General features: G+C 43.8%; 18 protein-coding genes. 4 read left to right on the top strand and 14 right to left on the bottom strand.

Translation table 11 applies throughout. The features are described from left to right. Positions 1-189: 189 nt before the first annotated feature. Genes FE810_RS06675 through FE810_RS06685 form a run of 3 tightly spaced genes read right to left on the bottom strand, consistent with a single transcriptional unit; the run spans position 190 to position 5,559 of the window. On the bottom strand, positions 190-1,044 hold the full coding sequence (locus FE810_RS06675; RefSeq protein WP_138319244.1) for a sugar-binding protein: 855 nt from the start codon (positions 1,042-1,044) through the stop codon (positions 190-192). Beyond that, positions 1,041-4,199 (bottom strand): gluconokinase, GntK/IdnK-type, encoded by a 3,159-nt coding sequence (locus FE810_RS06680; protein ID WP_138319245.1) that lies wholly within the window; start codon positions 4,197-4,199, stop codon positions 1,041-1,043. The genes FE810_RS06675 and FE810_RS06680 overlap by 4 nt, the downstream gene beginning before the upstream one ends. Next, positions 4,186-5,559, bottom strand: a complete 1,374-nt coding sequence (locus FE810_RS06685) for an MFS transporter (RefSeq protein WP_138319246.1) — start codon at positions 5,557-5,559, stop codon at positions 4,186-4,188. Before FE810_RS06685 ends, FE810_RS06680 begins: the two co-directional genes overlap by 14 nt. 500 nt (positions 5,560-6,059) lie before the next feature. Between FE810_RS06685 and cspE the strand changes: the two genes are divergently transcribed. From cspE to FE810_RS06695, 3 genes are all read left to right on the top strand, one after another. Then, entirely contained in the window at positions 6,060-6,263 is a 204-nt protein-coding gene (cspE, locus tag FE810_RS06690) for a transcription antiterminator/RNA stability regulator CspE (RefSeq protein ID WP_138319247.1), read from the top strand. A gap of 303 nt (positions 6,264-6,566) precedes the next feature. Further along, complete coding sequence (locus FE810_RS17065; protein ID WP_171022280.1) at positions 6,567-6,734, top strand: hypothetical protein; 168 nt, start codon at positions 6,567-6,569, stop codon at positions 6,732-6,734. Positions 6,735-6,913: 179 nt separating this feature from the next. Beyond that, on the top strand, positions 6,914-7,129 hold the full coding sequence (locus FE810_RS06695; RefSeq protein ID WP_138319248.1) for a hypothetical protein: 216 nt from the start codon (positions 6,914-6,916) through the stop codon (positions 7,127-7,129). Here the strand turns inward: FE810_RS06695 and FE810_RS06700 are convergent. The 6 genes from FE810_RS06700 to FE810_RS06725 all read right to left on the bottom strand — a co-directional run bounded on the left by FE810_RS06700 (position 7,126) and on the right by FE810_RS06725 (position 13,793). After that, the gene (locus FE810_RS06700; protein ID WP_138319249.1) at positions 7,126-8,460 is read right to left on the bottom strand and encodes a hypothetical protein; all 1,335 of its coding nucleotides are present in this window, start codon (positions 8,458-8,460) and stop codon (positions 7,126-7,128) included. The two genes, FE810_RS06695 and FE810_RS06700, sit on opposite strands and share 4 nt — an antisense overlap. Beyond that, a complete protein-coding gene (locus FE810_RS06705) occupies positions 8,450-9,136 on the bottom strand; it encodes an ABC transporter ATP-binding protein (RefSeq protein ID WP_138319250.1) in 687 nt (228 codons plus the stop codon). Before FE810_RS06705 ends, FE810_RS06700 begins: the two co-directional genes overlap by 11 nt. A gap of 8 nt (positions 9,137-9,144) precedes the next feature. After that, on the bottom strand, positions 9,145-10,383 hold the full coding sequence (locus FE810_RS06710) for an ABC transporter permease (RefSeq protein WP_138319251.1): 1,239 nt from the start codon (positions 10,381-10,383) through the stop codon (positions 9,145-9,147). Positions 10,384-10,386: 3 nt separating this feature from the next. Beyond that, positions 10,387-11,604, bottom strand: coding sequence for an ABC transporter permease (locus FE810_RS06715; protein ID WP_138319252.1), 1,218 nt, complete (start codon positions 11,602-11,604; stop codon positions 10,387-10,389). Then, a complete protein-coding gene (locus FE810_RS06720) occupies positions 11,604-12,284 on the bottom strand; it encodes an outer membrane lipoprotein-sorting protein (protein ID WP_138319253.1) in 681 nt (226 codons plus the stop codon). Before FE810_RS06720 ends, FE810_RS06715 begins: the two co-directional genes overlap by 1 nt. 351 nt (positions 12,285-12,635) lie before the next feature. Beyond that, positions 12,636-13,793, bottom strand: a complete 1,158-nt coding sequence (locus FE810_RS06725; protein WP_138319254.1) for a S8 family serine peptidase — start codon at positions 13,791-13,793, stop codon at positions 12,636-12,638. A 355-nt stretch (positions 13,794-14,148) separates the two neighbouring features. Between FE810_RS06725 and FE810_RS17290 the strand changes: the two genes are divergently transcribed. Continuing rightward, entirely contained in the window at positions 14,149-14,334 is a 186-nt protein-coding gene (locus FE810_RS17290; RefSeq protein ID WP_370738921.1) for a HutD family protein, read from the top strand. Between the two features lie 7 nt (positions 14,335-14,341). Here the strand turns inward: FE810_RS17290 and FE810_RS06735 are convergent, their stop codons facing one another. The 5 genes from FE810_RS06735 to FE810_RS06755 form a co-directional block, all read right to left on the bottom strand. Then, positions 14,342-14,701, bottom strand: coding sequence for a DUF2956 domain-containing protein (locus FE810_RS06735; protein ID WP_138319255.1), 360 nt, complete (start codon positions 14,699-14,701; stop codon positions 14,342-14,344). An 84-nt stretch (positions 14,702-14,785) separates the two neighbouring features. Beyond that, positions 14,786-15,967: a DEAD/DEAH box helicase gene (locus tag FE810_RS06740; RefSeq protein ID WP_138319256.1), complete on the bottom strand. Its 1,182-nt coding sequence runs from the start codon at positions 15,965-15,967 to the stop codon at positions 14,786-14,788. Positions 15,968-16,507: 540 nt separating this feature from the next. After that, entirely contained in the window at positions 16,508-18,586 is a 2,079-nt protein-coding gene (locus tag FE810_RS06745; protein ID WP_138319257.1) for an amidohydrolase family protein, read from the bottom strand. 89 nt (positions 18,587-18,675) lie between these two features. Next, entirely contained in the window at positions 18,676-20,013 is a 1,338-nt protein-coding gene (locus FE810_RS06750; protein WP_138319258.1) for a M20/M25/M40 family metallo-hydrolase, read from the bottom strand. A gap of 158 nt (positions 20,014-20,171) precedes the next feature. Next, the gene (locus FE810_RS06755; protein WP_138319259.1) at positions 20,172-20,882 is read right to left on the bottom strand and encodes a SapC family protein; all 711 of its coding nucleotides are present in this window, start codon (positions 20,880-20,882) and stop codon (positions 20,172-20,174) included. Positions 20,883-20,892: the final 10 nt, after the last annotated feature.

Raw genomic sequence — 20,892 nt, forward strand, 5'->3', positions numbered from 1 at the left:
AGAAATCTATAGCGCACCGCATCTTAGGTGAAAAACCATGTATTTTGCTGGGTGGAATCGAGATAAATAGCATCTCGAGGGTGAAGTTGAGATAAAAAGGCACCTCGAAGGTGGAGAAACAAAAAATCGAATTTCTTCCACCTGTGCCAGACCCCCGCGTTATTCATGAAAAAGCATTCGCTTTTTCACTTAGTCGTGATCGCCTTTGAGCAAGGTGATTTCCGCAAACACACTGGCATTTTTGAAGCCTTGATTCATATCACCATCAACAGGTTCAATCGGATGCGAACCGATAAAGTGCTCACGGTGTTTAGAACCATCGTTATCACAGTACGCCAACATAAAACCCATCTTTTTGCCGATAGTTAACGTCTTAGGTTGGTTTTTATCGGGATTTTTATAATCATAGCTGTCATCAAACACCAGAATTTTCGCTTCCCAGATCATTTTATTTGGTTCATCGAGCTGGCGTTGCCACACAGATTGCACATGATGATTTAATAACAAAAAATTATTTTCATCTTCTTTTATCCGCGGTCCCATATCTGCGGATTGGTTATCCAGGCTGACATGATAAGCAAAGGCATTAAAATTATGCGTATGGTCACCACCAGACGAATCTTCATCGATAAAAATTTCTAGCGCGTCGTCATCCCAGTATCGATCTAAAGGGTTTGGATGTTGATCGAATAAAATGTCATCCACAATCTCAACAAGCAAATACAAGCCATCGGTTTGCCAAAGCAGCTTATAACGGCCAGAAAAATCTTCCCGACTCGGTTTTTCTCCGACCCACACATGGTTAAGCAATTGCCAGTTACCTTGTTGCCAGGCGATATCGCTACTATTACCATCGATAATAATATTGCTGTTTACTCTTGGCACCGTAAGCGTTGCTCGCTCTGGTTCTTCAACCGAGTCTGATGGCTCACTGGCAAGCGCAAAACCACTGTGAGTCGCCAATAACGCGCCAAACGCTAAGCAAGATGTGCCAAGACAAAATGTTTTTAACCATGATTTAGAATTTTTATTGACCTGACTCAACCTTCACCCTCACTATGCATAACAAAACTGATTTGCTCGACCATTTCCTGCAGGGATTGATTACCATCAATAATCACAATAGGTTCAGAAGATTTAATTTTTTCAAAATCTTTAAACTGGCTCATCAGCAGTTTCTCTGAGAAAAAATGCTGTTTTCGCTGTACCAATCGTTTTTGCAGAACATCTTTGTCGACTTTCAAAAATACCGCCCTGACATTAAAGGGTAGCTCCTCAAAAGATTGCCGTTGTAACTTTCTCAACCCTGAATAAGCCAACACACAATTACGTTTACGCCGTGCCTGTGAGCGCAAATAACTTTGAATCGATTCAATCCAGGGTTTGCGAATTTCATCGGTTAATGGCAGTGCTTCGGCCATCATTTTCTTCGCTTCAGATGTATGGAAGCTATCCGCGTCAATATACTTATATTCATAGTGACCGGAAAACTCTTCCGCCAGGGTCGATTTTCCAGATCCGCTGACACCCATCAAAATAAACAGATTCGGTAATTCAGGATCCAATGGTGGGTATTTTTTTAATGCGTTAGATTGCTTTTCAGACCAGGCAAGCGCTGCTTTTGATTGATGGGGTTTCATTGTTGCCAAAGCAACATGGCTATCAATTGCACTGTCACTTGTGCTGGCAACTGTATTATCAGTACTGGCAATGCCATCGGCCGATTGGACCGTCGCCACGGATTCTTCTGTGGCATTGGCGCTGGCTATATTCGCGGCACTTTTGTCTGAATCCAGCGGCATTTTAACCACCGGCTCCGGGACAGGTAAATACAGCTTCACTTGCAATTGATATTCCGTATCCTGTTGCAGGCCCTTCACAATATTGCCTTCTACAACTTTGCCATCCAGGATTAATTGCATCGGTTTATTCGCCGGCTCCTGCGTATAGTCAATACGAATCGTCGCACCACGGAATCTACGAATGACCGAAACAGATTTCCAATCGGTCGGTATTTTCGGGGATACGAGTAACCCTTCTTTATGACCTTTAAGCCCAAACAATTCTTCAATAATACAGCGATAATACCAGGCGATGGTGCCGGTATTGATCAACTGACTGGAACGTCCTGCATACGCTTCAAGATTATCAACCTTGCCTCGATAGTAATTCGGAATAAAATTACCCAGTTGCTGACGACTTTCATTGTCATGACTCAAACTCAACATCTGTTTTAAGCCGCTAAATGCCAGATCACCTTGATTTTGTTGATAAAGGCCGTAAATATAAAAAATACTGGCGTGGTTATATACCGAACCATTTTCCGCACAACCTGGGAATTTCTGAGTCAAACGCCCAACGTCTTCACGCATATGCGTATACGCAGGGGCCAGCATCATAGTGCCAAAAGGGGTTAATAGATGGCCTTCAATGGCCGCTAGAGAGTCGCGAAACTGGTTATCATCCACAGCGCCGGCAAGCCAAGCCCAGGATTGTGGATTTAAGAAAATTTTTCCTTCTTCATCCTCACTAACGCCAAATGGTTTACCCGCATCAGTAATGCCTCGGCTATACCATTGACCATCCCAGCAATGTTGATTTACCGCTTCGTTAATTGTCACCGATAAGGCGGCGAACTGGTGCGCTTTTTCTGGATCGAAGTCTTCGATTAGCTTTGCCGTAATTTGCAATGCCCAAGACGTAGCCAGACTCAGCCAGGTAGAGATGCCTTTGCCTTCAGGTCCCGCCATATTTAGTGGATCGCACCAATCACCTAAACCTATCAAGGACAATTTACGTTGATCAAGATTCGAGATTAAATATTCCATCGCCCGTTGCAAATGCTGGGCAACCGTTACAGACTCTTCGCCATCGGCAAATGGCACTTTATGTTCAAGAATGGCGTAGTCATTATGTTCGTCCAGATAGGCTTGTAATGTTATCGGTAGCCAGACATTGATATCTTGATGGGGAACCTGATTAATGTATTTAAGCTCGGCACTTTCATTGAGTAAAATACCATCCGGCAGAGCGCCATTACGGGTTTGTTGAGATAATGCCAACAAAATACGGTCGCGCACGGTTTTTTGATCGAGGAAACCGACCCCAATCAAATCTTGCAGAAAATTACGCGTTTGCGGATCAGTGGTCAGCCTCTGTAGCTGTCGATGATAATCCATTTGCTTGGGTAGCCAGGTCGAAACAAACTCATCAAATTCACTATCACCTGTACTAATTTGAATTGGCGCATTTTTAATGCGAGCCGATCGGCAATTAACACTAACCAGTTTCTCCAGGCTAGAGTCATCGGCAAAGTAAAACTGTTTGATGTCTTTTACTTGCGCTTTGTCTTTGGCAAGACCAAACAAGACTGGCAACTGATATTGTTGCTTCGGCCCTAAGTTTACCTGATGTTGTTGAACCGCGATTGGCGTTTCGTATTGTGCCTGCTCACAGCCCAAGTGTTCACTTGTTACACCGTCTGGGTTATGGATACCGCCCTCACCTTCAAATTCACTTAGGTTGGCGCTCCAACTCTGTGGTTGGCGATCGCTAAACATAAAGCAGGTATTAGCAAGTGCTTTGACTTTATCGTAATCCGCAAGCTTTTGATAAGGCCGGATCGACGTTGCAATTATCGCGTCCAAATCCGCATCAAAATGTGCCGATTGATTCATCCACGAGTGATAGCCGATACTAAATGCCGGATAAACGCTGAGCTTACGTTCTTTGTCCGAAAGATTCTCAATATTAAGTTGCCATACTTCAACGGCCAGTTCACTGTCCAGCGTCACTTTTAAATGACAATTAAGCTGCATGTATTGCACCTGCCACTCAATACAGTCCACGCCTACGGTAAACTTAAACTCTACATTTTTTTGACGAACCGGCTCATAAGGCAATGAAAATATTTCGTTGCTCGTTTCATCTTTAATGTAGAAAAATCGCCCTGGGTGATGGGCGAAATGCTGTTTTTCCGGCTGAATAAATGTCGTCGCCTCCAATACCGGAGACGAGGAATAACTGCTTGGCTCCGGTTGCATAACAATGGCATTAGCAAAACCGCGACAATTAACTTGTAACATGGTACTTGGATTGTATAAATAACCGCTAGCACCAGGAATTCGTGTGGGGGACGTTAAGTGTAATTGATGCATATCACTGTCGATGTGATAGCAAGGGTGATCATCTTGACCCATGGTTCAATAGTTCCTTTCGTTTTAACGTCAAATCCTGTTGGATAGATTGTAACGTATTGGCATTTAACGGATAAAAGTAGATAACCAATACAGACAGCAAAGCAAACGCAGCGGGCAAAAGACTCATAAGAAGTACAATGCCCAGTTCCGAACCTGCCGATTGCTGCTGATTTGCCTGATAGCCGAGAGAGCCTAAAAGCCATCCCATTACACCACCGGCAAGTGCGCCGCCTAATTTTTGCGAGAACGCTGCGGCAGAAAATATCATAGCTGTCGCCCTTCTTCCATATTTCCATTCGGAAAAATCCGCGGTATCGGCATACATAGAAAAAACCAACGGTGATTTCGGCCCTAAGCAAAGCCCGATCAAAAACTGCAACCCGAAGATAAGTAACAAGTTTTCCCGTGGAACAAAATAAAATAGAGTCGAGAAGACGACCACCAGCATCATCAACACCAAGAGCAACTGTCGCTTATCTAAAAGGCGAGTAAGTAATGGAGTTATGGCCGCTCCAATGGCTAAAGAAATCATATAAAGCAGAGTAAATTGTCCGATGAGATCTTCCCGGCCAACATAATATTTAAAATAAAATGTTCCAGAACTGCCGCGCAGCGTGATCGTCATCATGATAATCAATGCCAATGAGAACAATACAAGCCAGGGTTTATTGTGTAAAAGATCCTGGATATCTTGTTTCACCGACACCGGCTCTGAGTTCAACGATTGAACCCGCTCTTTGGTGCTCAAAAAGCTGATCACAAACAAACCCGCACTGATCAGGCCGTAAACAAACATCGTAAGCTGCCAACCTAATTTTTCGTCTTCACCACCTAATACATTCACCAATTCAGGGGTAAAATAGGCAACGACTGAGCCCCCGGTAAACGCACCGATAAAGCGAAAGCTGGTCAGTTTGGTTCGTTGTTGAGAGTCTGAAGTAATGACGCCGAGAAGTGCACCATAGGGAACATTAATAAAGGTATACGCCAACATCATAAAAATATACGTGCCGTATGCCCACAATAACTTGCCAGAGTCTCCTGTATCCGGGACGGTAAACGTGAGTACCCCGGCAGCGATCATCGGAATTATCCCCCACAATAAATAAGGGCGGAATTTTCCATAACGCGTTTGGGTACGGTCACTGAGTGCGCCCATTAAGGGATCGGAAAAGGCATCAATAATACGAGTGACTAACATCATCGTGCCAACGGCAACCGCGGGAAGACCAAATACATCGGTATAAAAGATAAACAAGAATACATCGAATACTCGCCAGTAAAAATTACTGGCGACATCACCACAGGCATAGCCTATGCATTCCTTGGTAGATAATTTACTGTTTGCGTCCTGAACCATAAAACTAAGCCATCCTGGTCATTTTTTAACCTAGTTGACATTAATTTTAATCATCTGTCCAGAACTATATCTCCCCGATAAGCAGGTACGAGGAGATAAAAAATTGACCGCAATAACATTCTCAGAGCAACACAATTAACATGACAGTTACAGCCAGACGCAACGCAATATCGTGAGATAGTTCTATATAAGTGGAGACTAAATCAAAATTTTTCTGCAACTAGACTGTCCAGAGGCCGCATTTAATAAAGAGAAAATGCAAAATCCTCAATTAAATTGTATTGAATGTAAAAGTTTTTTCCCTAAACCGAAAAGATGTGTTAAGATGCTCTCGCCTTCTGAAGGTACTATAGTTATTTGTTACAAGCTTTGATCCAATTTTTGTTTATCTTCTAGATATCCATGCAAGATTTTGTTTTTTATAGCCACGTCCAATAGTTAGTTCCTCTCGGCAATACACGTTGCGTATGCAACACAATTTAATTTTTTAAGGAATATTTATGTCTACTGGTACCGTTAAGTGGTTCAATGAAGATAAAGGTTTTGGTTTCATCACTCAGGACGACGGTGGCAAAGATGTATTCGTACATTTTCGTGCTATCGCTTCTGAAGGTTTTAAAACTCTAGCAGAAGGTCAAAAAGTTAAGTTTGACCTAGAGCAAGGCCAAAAAGGTCCTCAAGCTGCAAACGTTACTGTTATCTAAGTAACGGGACTGAATACTCTTCAGTCGCTTGAATTAAGGTCAGAGTTCGCTCTGGCCTTTTGATTTATCCTACTCCCTGATTTCTTGTCGCATTATCCTCTCCCCCTTTATACAAGAATCCAACTGTTCGATCTTTCAATTACCCTAACATTTACTCTGATTTTGTTCTAAATGTGTTTTAAATGCGCTCTGCAATAAAACTGTCATATTTCGCAGTTAACATTGAGTCAATTAAGCATTTATCAATTAACAAACTAAACTAAAGAGAAATAAATATTAAAATAAATAAAAAAGAGGACAATTATGTCGTATCAATATAACGGGCAAGAATTACACGTAGCCCCACCGGTAGAAAATGTATCGGTAAACAACAACAAAGTTATTTTTACTGACCACAACGGCGCTAAAGCGCTAAAACTCAACAGCTCTGTCGACACTCATAAATTTCTCGACTGGTTGCTAAACAGCTAATCACGACTTCGTTCGTAACCTCGCTTTGCCGGAAATTGTGTTCCATACCACAACTTCCCCAAAGCAAGTCACATCACCTTCATCTTTCTCTTAACGCCAATCTTTACAATTACCTGTATATCACTTCCATCGTAATCAATTAACAAAAGCTTTCCATACCGTGTTACGTGAGGGAATATTTGCGCGAATTGAGAATCACTCAGTTACCAATGCGCAGTCAAACCATTAGCTTCATGTATCGCCCTGCTAACCAACAAGATAAGCGGTATTTCCAGGCGATTACTGCTGCCCTTATGGGTATCCCTGCCCCCAAAAACGAATATGCGCGAATCCAGACCGTTTTTATCGAACAACATTTACTTAAACAATTGCCACAAACTTTGCTAATCGCTTAAAAATAATAACGTAAGCTCGCATAGACAGTTTCTGGATAAAAACCAAATTCAGAGCCGACTTGCAGTTCAGAATTACTCGCCAATAAACCGTGGCCGGACGCTAGATAAACACCAAGGTCAGAATACAGGTTATCACTCCAGCTATGCTCCATGTGTATGGCAATAAACGTCGATTGATCATTTAGGTTGATAAACGCACTGCTGGATAACGTGCTCAACGCATTGATTTGATAATTAAAAGATGGGATTAGGTAATGTTTACCAAATAAATACACACCCCCACGTTGATATGGCGCTGTTGTTGATAACGACAAATAGTCATCGGGGTTGTCGCTGCCAGCACCGTTGAAATGATATTCCACTGCCACATAAAACTCCTCGGTTATGGCATAGTCAATACCGGCCGATGTGCGCCAGTAGCTTTGCATAAATTCCGCTAGCGTACTGGACTGCATCATCAGCGGAGTATCGATATTCGTAACGATTGTGGTATCGTCAATCATTGCCTGATCATCACGTTCTCGCCCGTGCGCATGCAAGTAAGCCGTTTCCAGCCAGGCACCAAAGTCGCCAATGGCGCGTTCAATGCCGCCGCCAAGTAAATATGCATCCGCAAGTGAAATACCGATAAGCTCGATATCATTTGCCGCCACAGATTGCTGGTATCTGGCAAAGACGGCATTGTAATTTTTCTTGCCATCTTCACCAACCACCAGCCCCAAATCGAGCGTCGAAAAATCACCTAAACTGATTTGCGAGCGAATGGCATCTATGCCAACCCGATATTCCTGATTCAGGGTTTGAATGGCAAACGGTACAAAAATATCGGTTGGATTAATAAATCGGGCGGATCCAAACGCAACCACTTGTCGGCCAATCGTGGTATCCCCCCATTCGGCGGTATATTGCAGGTTGAACCTATCCAGGTTTTGTAATGTGACAAAACTGGTATCCGATTTAAAAATGCTGGTTTCCAGATCTTTATATCGATACACATTTGTCGCACTGGATAAGGTGTTACCGATAACACCTGAATTCGCGGTTAAGAAGTCATAATTGCTAAATATCGGCTGTATCTCATAATGCATTTCTACATTAATGTCGCCAGAAAAATAATTGATCATTAATCGCATTGCATTTTGCGATTGGATACCACCATTGATGTGATCGGGTATATCATCACCAAGGTCATCAAGACTGCCCTGGATATCTATTTCATCCTGGCCCAACAAATAACCTTTAAAATACCCGGAAGTGACCAGTTCATTGGCCCAGGATGACGGGATAATCGTGCATATCAGTAATGCAAAAATCAGGCGTTTATTTAACAAAATCGTCCACAACCCGACCATCTTCAAGGGTGATAATTCGCCGCGCACTTTCCATGATTTTTGGGTCATGGGTAGAAAAAACAAACGTCATTTGCTCCTGTTCATTTAATTTTTTCATCATATCGATTAAAGCCATGCCGGTGCGAGAGTCTAAGTTCGCAGTCGGTTCATCAGCGAGAATAATGCTGGGGTTAGACACCATTGCCCGAGCAATAGCGACCCGTTGCTGCTGACCACCGGAAAGTTGCGTTGGTCGTCGTGACGCCAAGCCGGTTAAACCAACCTGCGCCATGATATGTTCAACGCGTCGATGCCTCTCATCAGCACTAACACCCTGTAGCAACATGATGTATTCAATATTTTCCTTTGCTGATAATACTGGAATAAGATTATACGCCTGAAACACGAAGCCGATATGATCACGACGAAAATCCGATAATTCCTGACCACTCATATCGGAAATATTTTTATCATCAAGAATGACATTGCCAGCGCTCGTTTCGTCCAGGCCACCGATAAGTTGCAATAGCGTGGTTTTTCCTGAACCCGAAGGACCAATAATGGCGGTAAACTCTCCTTTTTTAATGGTGATATTGACCTCATCCAAAGCCTTAACCAGAGTGTCCCCCTGACCAAAGTGACGGCTTAAGTTAATGGTTTTTATTACACTTGTCATAGTAATCTCTATAAAGGCTTGCGCATTGCCAACGACGGACTCAACTTAGATGCATGCAATGCCGGATAAATGCAGGCCAGCATGGTCACCAACAATAAAGCGAGCGACAATTTGATAAATTCAAGATAATTGATAATAAGATAAATCGGTTCATTGATAGTAATCCCAGACAATTCAACCGCATCGCCAAAATTAATCCCATAATGGGCTCCGGCCTGGCAGACAATATAGCCGAGCAATAACCCGCAAATCATACCAATAACGCCGATAAAAAAACCTTCACAAAGAATTTGCGCAAACAACCGTTTTGGCCGAGTGCCAATCGCAAGCAAGATGCCAAATTCATTATGACGCTCAAAGATGGACATAAACATGGTATTAATCAGACCTAATGATACTAGGATATACATGATGAGAGAGGTGATCAGCGTTGAATAAGATGACATCTCTAACATGCCATTGATTTGCGGGAACAGCGCTTTCCAACTCAACAACTCGCGGTCATTATGGTTGTATTTTTGCCAAAACGGGTCGTTTCTGTCATCAACAATAGCATCGCCTTGCAGCTGTATGGCTATTTCATGGGCACCACGGACATTAATAATGCTCTTGGCCTGATCATAGTTAATAAATGCGACACTGGAATCCATCCCCCGGTCATTAAAACGAATGATCCCAGACACTCGAAATAACTCCTGAGATAAATCGCCGTCGTAGGCTTGCGACAATGTGATCACGATGCGATCGCCTAGTGTCACGTCAAGAATTTCCGCCAATTCACTCCCCAGTAAAACTTGCTGGGGATTGCCGCTTAGATACTGGCCTTGAATCAGCGCCTGTTTTAACTTGGAAACCTTCGCCTCATGCTCTGCAATCACGCCGTATACCATGCCACCAGATACATTTTGTGACGACGACAACATAGCACCAGAGATAACCCTTGGACTAAACGAGTCGACTTTTGCATCCTGGCTAAGTTGCTGCAATAGTTGCTGAGTATTGTTAATGGTTAAATCCACATCACTATTACGGCGATAACCTTGTTGGTGTATCTGCGCCTCGCCTAAAAACGTTTGGGTACTGATATCAACCATCGATTTCGTATAGCCACGGACAATGCCGTCGGTAAACATTAATGCCGCCAGACATGAAGCAATCAATGCGATGGTTAATAAGGTTCGACGGGTATTTCGAAAAATGCTCCGGGACGCTAATGATGTGATTAATCGCTGGGAGAACATCGCCATCTATCAGGCCGCCTGCATCGCTGAAACAGGTACGGTTTTCGCGGCCTTTAATGCAGGAAATAAGCTCACCAACAAGGTAGATCCAATGACAGTAATTGCCGGCACAAGCAATACAAATGCACTAAATTCACCAAGCATTATCTGAAATTCAACGCCACCCATATCAATAGGCTCTGGCATCACCAGGCCAATATAGGTCAAATAATAAATCGGCGCGAACGCCAACAACATGCCGACAATACAACTTGCCAACGCCAGAATAAATGACTCCATAATAATTAACATAAATACCATTTTCGGACGGGTACCGATAGCTTTTAAAACGCCAAATTCCCGGGTGCGTTCCATGGTTCCCATCAGTACGGTATTAAGAACGCCAATTGAAACCAAAAACATGATCACCCCAAGGCTTATGTAGTTGCCCTTTTTATCAACTTGCATACTTTTGTAAAAACTTTCTTCGATTTTTTGCCATGGTGCGGCATTCAGGTTTTGCGGCAATTTAAGTGCGTCAGCGAATGGCATCGCCCGCGACTGATGATCAAGCGCGATAACCACTTCATGGGCCTGATCATGCATCGCCAAAAACTGTTTTATTGCACCAAGACTCAGATAAACATTGTTACGCTCGTAAGAATCCGCCGTGCCAACGATCCCGGTAATAATAAAAATATCATTGGCTATGGAGCCGTCGATCCCTTGCGAAATCAAAATCAATTCATCGCCTAAACCCAAATTTAAATTGGTTGCCAAAGATACACCGATCAATGCCGGAAAATAGCCAGACTCAGACATACCGTTGCTGAGCCATTGTCCTTGTTTTACTTTCAGCTCAAGTAAAGTCGTGGCGGCTTCTCGTTTTGGATCAATGCCAATCACCTGAGCCGGGAAGGTTTTATTTTTACCATAAGCCAGTGATGGCGCATAAACTCGGGAGGTGACACTTTTAACATGAGGATAACCAGAAATGTTGTTAACTAATTCATCAACATTATTAATGGTTTTATTCAACGATGGGCGGGTTAAATAATCGGAGTAATGTATCTGCACATGACCGGTATGATCCTGAGTAAACAGGTTGATCATATGGCTGTAGCTGCCTTCTGACATAGAAATCATTGTTGCCAGCAAAAAATATCCGCCGCTCATACTCAGTAAAGTCAGCAAACTGCGTCTGCGATTACGCAAGATATTTCTAAATGCCAGCTTTAACAATAACATTAAAAACGTTTCTTCATATTGCGCTGGGTAAACACGCTATTTGCGATCTCAACATCAAATTTTGCCTGTTCATATTGAATTATGGTTTTGTGACCTTTTTTATTGAGAGGTTCCATGGTCATAGTGGCGGGAATGGTTTTTCCTGAAAACTCGCGCACATCAGAAAAGGTCATCACCCGAACTTTACTGCCCTTTTCATTAAAATAGGTTTGCTTAATCGGCAACAGGGAATCGCTTTTCACTAAAATCGTGATCTTACCCCAAACCGTCACTGTCTCTTGTTTCGGTGTCAGAGTCAGTAAAATATTATCACCAAGGTCTTCATTATCGACATGGTAATCGTCAACCAGAGAACTCTCGCGGACTAAATCATCATTGGTAAAGTCGGATCCCATCCATGAACCCATCATCATCGACGGTGGCACCTTGATCACTTTGTTAATTTTCGGAAAATAATTCCACATTTGCTGGTCAATTTTTAACGTGGTTACCCCTCGGTCTTTTTTGGGCTCCAGAACTCGAATAAAAGTATCGTCCATGCCACGAGTCCAACTATCCATTTCCAATGTGCGTTGCCAATCGGGTGTGACTATGGTCATCTTCATGGTTGCTACTGAGGTGTCAGACCGATAAAGCTCATCCATTTTTTTAAGCAAATCAACACCCGATGTTGACGCCATAAGCGACAAGCTATAACAGCTCAAAACAACACTTAAAGCAATGCCCGAAATACGGTTAAAGAAAGTGCGCATAATGACCTATAGGTTAATGATTTATATCGTTTAATATAACAAAGATCATCAATTAAGTAAGGCCGACTCTAAAAATTTTGAAATGATAAAAATGACTCATTGTCGAGGATCAAACAAGAAAACATCGGGAAAGGTAACGTAACAAATGGAACACTTGTCTCATAAATTTCAAAAACAGAATGATTAAGAATACTCGCAACATAAAAAAAACGGGAGCATTCCCGGCTTTTTAAACCCTTACTGCATTCGCAAGTTATTACTTTCTCGATTAACTACGTTTTACAACGTAATAATCGGATCCGGATTACCATCAGGATCATTGCCGGAAACGCCATCGGTAGAAGGGTTGCCATTGCTTAGCATCAAAACGGCACAGGCTGCTGGGGCCGCCATTGAGGTGCCCGACATAGTCGCTGTACCACCGCCTTTATATAGCGATAAAATGTTCACACCGGGGGCAGAAAAATCAATGGGAGGATTGCCATAGTTTGACCAGGAAGCTAAATTATCGTCGGCATCTATGGCAGAAATCGTGTAAACACCCGGACCATTAGCTCTGGCTGGAGAGCGTGTCGTGGCGCTCACATTCTGATTCCCTGCTGCAGATACAAAATACGCACCGGTTTTACTGGCGGCCGCTTTTACAGCATCATCAACTAAACTGTAACCGCCGCCACTTAAACTCATATTCACACAATCGCCAGCACCAGCATTAGCCGCGACATGATCAATACCTGCAAGAAAACCAGACCAAGTACCATTGCCTTGCCGATCCAGTACTCGAACGGGAACAACGGTCGCGCCTGCGGCAACCCCAATCACATTCAGTTCATTATTAATCGCTGCTATCGTGCCGGCAACATGAGTTCCGTGTCCATTTGCGTCGTTCATACTAAGGCGTTTGCCAGCATAAATGACGGTAAACCCACGGGCTGAATCAACATTGAGATCAGGATGGTCCAGGTCAATACCCGAATCGATGACCCAGGCAGTCATTCCCGTGCCATCTTGAGATCCTCCCACTCTGTCAACATTCCAGGGCTGCTCTTGTCCTTTACTGTTAGACTTATCCTTTGGCTTTCCCTTGGCAGCACTAACGACACCATCTGGCGTGATTTTTACGATCAAATCGTGCGCTGACAATTTTGCCTGAACCGCATGGCATGGTCGATTAATCGTCATTCCTTTAATGGTATGTTTATATATATGTTGAACGTTAGCATTAACACGTTTGGCCACACCTTTAGCTAGGCCAGGTACTTGCTCATGATGCAGGTCATCGATAAACTGTACGATACATCGATTTTCAACATTAATGGTCGTTGAATGGCCATAGGTGGGTGGATTGGTTTCGGCATATACAGCAGCCGTAAAGCATAATAGCATGCCAATAATCGCTTTAATCATCGTTGCAATAATCCCAAGATTAAACTTCATTTGGGAGCTTTCACAATACCTTCGTGAACTACTCAGCGAACCGTCTTAAATTCAGACATGCTATAAAACTAGTTGGGTCAGACGACTAAGTAAAATAATTACAACAATAAAAAAGGCTTTGGTCGCTAAACTCAGTAGCCCAGAGTCGTTTATCCTGAAACCTAAAGACAAGACAGCCTATTCGCCATTTCCTTTGGTTTACACCGATTAAAAGGCACAGGCGGCTCTATCATAACGTCCATTACGTTGTACCGATATTACCGAAAGCTATGCTTATGCCCGATAACATCATTAAGCCATCAGCGTTTAAATCCCTGCCCTGGAAAATGGTAAAGGTTCGACCATTGAACTGGCCATTAATGATGAGGCAACACTCGATAACTTTAACTGGCGCCTGGGTATGGCCGATGTGGTTGATGATGGTCAACATTCCGATTTTTTCAGTTACCTGCGAAGCCTGATACTCATTAAAGGCAATGGATTGACACTCAGTCATTATCAGCTAAAAACAGACACCATGATCATCATCCACAACGGATAGACAAGCATTAGCCGGCAAAATACAGATAGGCAATAAACAACACCCAACTCACGGCTAGCAGTGACCAGGGCAAAAATGCTGCAGTACTTTTACCCATATCCTGTTTAGTTGCTGCGTCACCCAAATGTTGCGGTTTACTTTTCAGGTCTCGTTGTTGCGCTTTTAGGTTTTGCTTTCGTTGCTGATCTGCGGAACGAGCACGCTTTTTTTGTTGTTTTTTATACTCGGCAATGCCCTTTTCGATGCCTTGGGCAATCAGTTTCGTCTGCTCTTTTGTTTGCCCAGGCTTTTGCGTTGCTTTCGCCACTTTCATTGCCTGCTCTCTGGTTTCATCGGAAACGGTTTGCTTTGCTGTTTTTTTATTCATTATCTTTGTCCTGCTTCTCGCCGAGAGGTTTACTATTTACACTTTTCGTTAAAACCAACAGTTAGCGATTGGTTTTGCTTATATCTATTTTTTGTTTTTAGGCACAAAATTCAATACCGAGACAGGTACCGTCTTTTTCACCGGAAACTCTGCAAATTCCCGACGTTCAATAATATGCCCAAGGCGTGATTCAATCGCACAAAGCTCCCTGAAATTATCTTTGGAAACCAGCGAAATTGCCTCCCCCGTTGCGCCAGCGCGGCCGGTTCTGCCGATGCGATGAATATAATCATCGGCCTGAGCCGGCAAATCATAGTTAATCACCCGCTCTAGCTGGCCAATATCAATGCCACGCGCCGCTACACCGGTTGCCACCAAATAGTGAATTTTTCCGCTTTTAAAATCTGACAAAATTTGTTCACGGTTCGCTTGAGTGCGACCGCTATGAATGCACTCGGCTTTGATGCCGCGTTTTTCCATTTGGCTAACTAATTTTGCCGCCCCATGTTTGGTTTCAATAAAAATCAGTGCTTGCTGCCAATCTTGCTCTTTAATTAAAAAGCTCAGCAAGGCCGATTTATTGGTTTTATCCACCGTCACTAACCATTGACTGATCGCTTGATGGCTCACCTGTTTTGGCGATACTGAATATTCAATCGGCTTGTGGATCGTACGTTTAGCTAACGCTTTCACCTGATCTGACATGGTTGCCGAAAATAGCATATTTTGTCGTTTTTCTGGCAATCGCTCAACAATCTTATTAATGTCTTCAATAAAGCCCATATCCAACATACGGTCAGCTTCATCGAGGACTAAAAACTGTAGTTCGTCAAAATGCAACGCACGTTGATGGGCAAGATCTAACAATCGTCCTGGGGTGGCGACAAGAATATCCACGCCCCAAATCAAAGCATTTTTTTGGGCGCTGGAGTCCACTCCTCCATATACCGCCAATGACGTCAGCGACAGATTTTCAGCGTACTGTTTTACGGCTTGTTCAACTTGTACCGCCAACTCCCGCGTCGGTGTTAGGATAAGCGATCTGATCCGTTTACCCCGCAGTTTATGATCTTTGTTAATTCGCTCTAAGATCGGCAACACAAAACTGGCGGTCTTACCCGTTCCTGTTTGCGCCGCTGCGATGATATCCCTACCTGAGAGCGCTCCAGGTATTGCTTTATTTTGAATATCCGTTGGCGATTCATAGCCAAGCTCAGCTAAGCGTTCAACAATGGGTGCGGATAATCCTAATTTAGAAAATGACATATGTGCCTATGTATAACGATACAGTCGCGAAATGCTAGATTATACCAATCACATTAAGTTTGTGCACAACTCAGAGTTAGGGCAGAGGTTCAGTTACAACATAGATTTTATTGATATAGTCATTCTATATTAATGAAATATAGGGCCGTAAATGGGCCTCTGGTAAACTCCCTACGGGTGAGTTTTAAAGGCGTTTATCCTGCGTCACTGATTTTGACAATGGAATAACCATTCTCTGCAATCAAAGCCTTGTCTAAAAGCCTTTAAATTCTCACTGAGTGAGCAATAATTTAATGTGATTGGTATTAGCAGGACGATTAAAGGTGGGATTATAGCAAGTAATGTCCTTAGGAGCATGGGAAAAGGGGCTAGGGTTCAGGTTCAGGCTCAGGCTCAGGCAGAGCAATTTTACGCTTACTGCCAACGTCTATCCAAAATCAAGAGCTGTGGCTGTTGTCTAATTTAAATAATTTCTTTAATTAACAGGCTCTAGTTGAACAAAATTCGGCAAGGAAAGAGAATCAGGCCTTAAGTAAGTGTTTAATCTGTGCAACAGGGAGCGACACCCTGGGCAGCTAAAATTAGAGCAGGGTTATAAACCTCACCGTCTTTAATCACCCACACTACCCGCCGGATCGCCTGGATATCGTTCAGTGGGTCTCCATCGATTAAAATAAAGTCTGCATACTTGCCCGGCTCTACTGAGCCAAACTCATTATCTAGCCCCATGGTGCGAGCGGCCCCTAATGTTGCTAGTCGTAAAACCTCAGCTTCAGGAATACCGGCCTCTACGTATAACTCCAGCTCTTTGTGTAATCCAAACCCAGGAAAATGATCCGTACCGGGTAAAATAGTGACTCCCGCTTTATGCATAGCAAGAAGGATTGCAAAGGCATGCTGGCGAATTTGAGGCCAACTTGCGCCCGCCCAATTACCCTTAGAAACACCCAACCAGCGGCGCTGAGCGTTGCCTTTGGGGAAGCGATGCAATTCATCAATAATCCAAGATGGCGGCGTGTGTCCCGTCGAATCAAATAAAGCAATGGTCGGATCTACAGCGACGTTTTCTGCTTTCATCAATGCGATATAGTCGTTAACAATTTTCGATTGAGGCGTTAGTTGACTGAGCATTTTCCCCCATATTTCATCACTCACTTCAACTTCGTCCTCCGAACTCAGTAAAATGCCATCCATAAGCTCCGACATATGTTGAATTTCATCATATCCGGCGTGGATCACATCGGTGCCTGACATGTATTCTGGAATATGCCCGCTAATGCGTAAACCCTTCTCCTTTGCTCTGGCGATAACAACACTGACTAAATTCGGTGGTAATTCTGCATATATTTTTACCTGTACGAACCCTTGATTTGCCAAATTATCGACAGCAGCCTCCGCTGCGGTCTCATCGCCGACGCGAAGGCCGGTTAGCCTGCCTTCTTTAGCGTCAACCATTCCGGCCATCAATATCCTGGGACCGATAAGTTTGCGATTCTCTATTTGCTTTTTAACTGCCACCAATAATTTTGGATCGCTGCCTAAATCGCGGGTTGATGTAACACCTGCGGCCAGGTGAAATGGTACATAAGCATTACGAAAGCGCTGGCTGTCTTGATGCGCATGCATATCCCAAAGGCCCGGCAGCATAGTCAAACCATCCGCATCAATCACTTGTGCATTAGCCGGTATATCTATAGTGCTTCGCGGGCCAACAGAAACAATTCGGTTTTCTCGAACCAGCACGGACAGCTTGTCATTAATAACTCCGTTGATAGGATCAAAAAGACTGACATTACGTATCACCAGTACACCTGCCGTTGGTGCTGGCATTGCTTGCAGAGCGAGCTTCTGCATATGCTGATTAAGCGCACTATCTATCGCAGCACGAAATTGTGGATAATCCGATTCCCAACCTTGGAGTATCGCCCATTCGTCGGCAAACGTCATGCCGTGTTGGTCAAGCCAGACATACATGGGACGAACATGTAAACCATGAATTGCGTAAAGACGAAGAGTGCGGCTATCTTTTCCACGTTTCACTATTTTCTCAGACAAAGCTTCAATATGTGCCTTGCCCTGAGGCAATAAATCCAAATAGCCGTTATCGCTCTCAATAAGTCGCAAAGCTAACAAACCTAGATCATAAGCTGGGTGTATCGGTATATACATTGCCGGCTCGGACAATTTCTGCTCACCCGCATCTACCGATGTTTTCCAACGTGCCACGGAATTCTTGAAAGTAAAATGCTCTTGCCAGGCTTCCACGGGATTTTTCTGTCCGTTGATCTGCAATGCAACCGGCATTCCATCATCACCAAGGGTAACCTCGGATAATCGATTAAAACCGGAAGGACGGCCATTGGCTTTAAATATCCAGGTATTGGTAGATTGACGTTTGATCTCTCGATGACCCACTTGCTCATCGCGATACATCACAGTGTAATGATACGACTCCCCCACATTCAAAGTAGCCCAGCCTGCATTAGCCGACTCACTTGCGTTTGCTGAGCGTATCTGCGAGGTAATAACAGACGTGATAAATAGCAAAGATAGCAAGCAAAATATTCCACCCCGAGCGACCTGGGCCAAATGACATGTCTGCACTAATCGCTTTGTCATGTTAAATCCTTTTCTGTCTTTATACCTCAAGGCCTTTTAATGGCCATCAGCACCATTGGCGGCAAAAACAAAAGAGCTGATACTTAAACTTAGTTCGCGTTACTTAAGCGATAAATAAGTACAGCAGCCTTTTCGATGTTTTTCGAGAAGCTGCTCATATCCGCAACTTCGTCTTTGGTATGGCCACAACATCCCATGAGACCCAAACCATCTAATGCCATATCCACATGATTGGCGGCAAATGAAATATCCGCGGCGCCGGCTTTTCGTGGGTTGGCGGCAACCACCTTGTTGTAACCTAAATCGGTACTGACTTGCGAATACAGCGCCAGCAATTGTTGGTTGCCCTGATGAGGTGACATTGGCGGGTAACCGTCTTTAAACGTTAATGTCGCTTGAGTATGCGGTAGACTTTTGGCCACAATGGCTTGCATATCTTTTTGTGCCTGTTGCAATTGCGCCAGCGATAATGCCCGAATACCGCCAATAACTTTGGCGTCTTTAGCAATAACATTGGATTTGCCAAATGCGGTGCCGCTGGATGTTTGCGGATCATGGGAAATTGTCGTGCCACCGACAAACATACCAGGGTTAAATGTCAGGTTTTCCCGTTCGGACAATTGTTCCTGAAATTGCGTCAGGATACGGGAAGCTTCAAATATCGCGCCATAACCGATGTCTTCTCTGAAAATTTGTGAAGAATGTGCTGGTTTTCCGGTAACCGTTAATTCCCAGCCGATAGAACTACGCCGAGCCACCATCGCGGTATTGATATCGCTATCGCCATTTTCAAACCCCAGGGCGATATCGGCCCACTTACCACCATCAATAATGGCTTTTTTCGACAGCGACAGAGGCCGACCACTGCGTTCTTCATCACCCGTCATCACCACACGAATACTGACATTGTCTAACAAGCCAGTGTCCTTTAGTGCTTTTAAGGCCGCAATAATAATCACATCGCCGCCTTTCATATCGACAATGCCGGGGCCCGATACTTTATTATCGGCCAGTTGTTTATATTGCTGAAACTCATCGTTTACGGCAAATACCGTGTCTAAATGGCCAATCATCAAAATCTTAGGCGCATTCGGCTCACCACTGATTTTGCTCGCCTGCAAATGTCCTGCCCGTTCAAAGCCATCACCGCTTAGCCATTCGACCTCAAAGCCGAGCTCGGTAAATTGCTTTTTAAACAACTCGCCAACCTTGCGCACCCCGGAAAAATTCATCGTGCCACTGTTAATGTTTACCGAATCCTCAAGCAATGTTACGTGCCTGGATAGCTGTGTCTGTACCGCGCTGACAATGGCCCGTTCATCTGGGTTCAGGTTTTCAGCAGCCAAAGTCGAAAAGGATAAGGCGGCGGAAAAAAGGCAGAATGCAAAAAGTAAACCTGAAAGTAACCGGTTGATATTTTGAGTCATTATTCGCTCACAGTAAAACATTAGAGGGTAAAGGCAATAAAGGTAAACTCACCTTACCCGCCTAATCAGACGTTGTCCAGAGTCAAAACATCTTGGATTTTTTAACATTTCTGCCATGTCTTGAGCCCAGTATCAAGAGCGACAAAATGTTGTCAGCCTTATCGATTATTTTTCAAATTCACGAGCTTTTGAATATTACCCACCGCAGCAATCAAATAGTGACACGCCTGTAAGTACCCCTGGCGATGAAACCATTGTACTTGCTCCGCATTTAATTGACTGAGCTTCTCTTCATTGACGGTATACATGCCGTCCAGCTGGTGGTTTTCGCCGCTTTTTAATGTCAGGGTTAATTGCACAGCGTCGAGCAGGTCATTGGCAAGCAAGGCTTGTATAAATGCTTCATTTCTATTCATCGCCGGTACCAGAGAAAACACCATCTGACTGGTTTGACGCAAATAACTGCTTGGAGAGCCATCCACTTCGAACAAGGCTACGCCATCGTTGCTCGATACTCTCGGGCTTTCCATATCAATGGTCAGTACCAAATTTTCAGGGGTTGGTGATTCCCCCTCCCCTTTAATGCCGGCCATAAATGGCTGACGACGAAAGTGGGCAGGAATATATTGGGAAGTCCATGAATCACCCTGCAAAAATAGATTTTCCTGAGAGTCGATCCCCAGTAAAGCATGCATGGAAAACTTGCCATTTTTTGGGTCCTTAAACAAACAGACGGGAAAGTCTAATACCAGTGATTTCAACTCATCGGCCAAAACAGGAACCCGATTGACCGCCTCACCGAAGTGGGCACCATGATCCGTGAATACACGTAACTGATTATGCTCTTTGTTATTTAATACCGTATACATTGTCTAAATA

Source organism: Thalassotalea litorea (genome assembly GCF_005843925.1).
In the GTDB taxonomy this organism is placed as follows: Bacteria; Pseudomonadota; Gammaproteobacteria; order Enterobacterales; family Alteromonadaceae; genus Thalassotalea_A; species Thalassotalea_A litorea_A.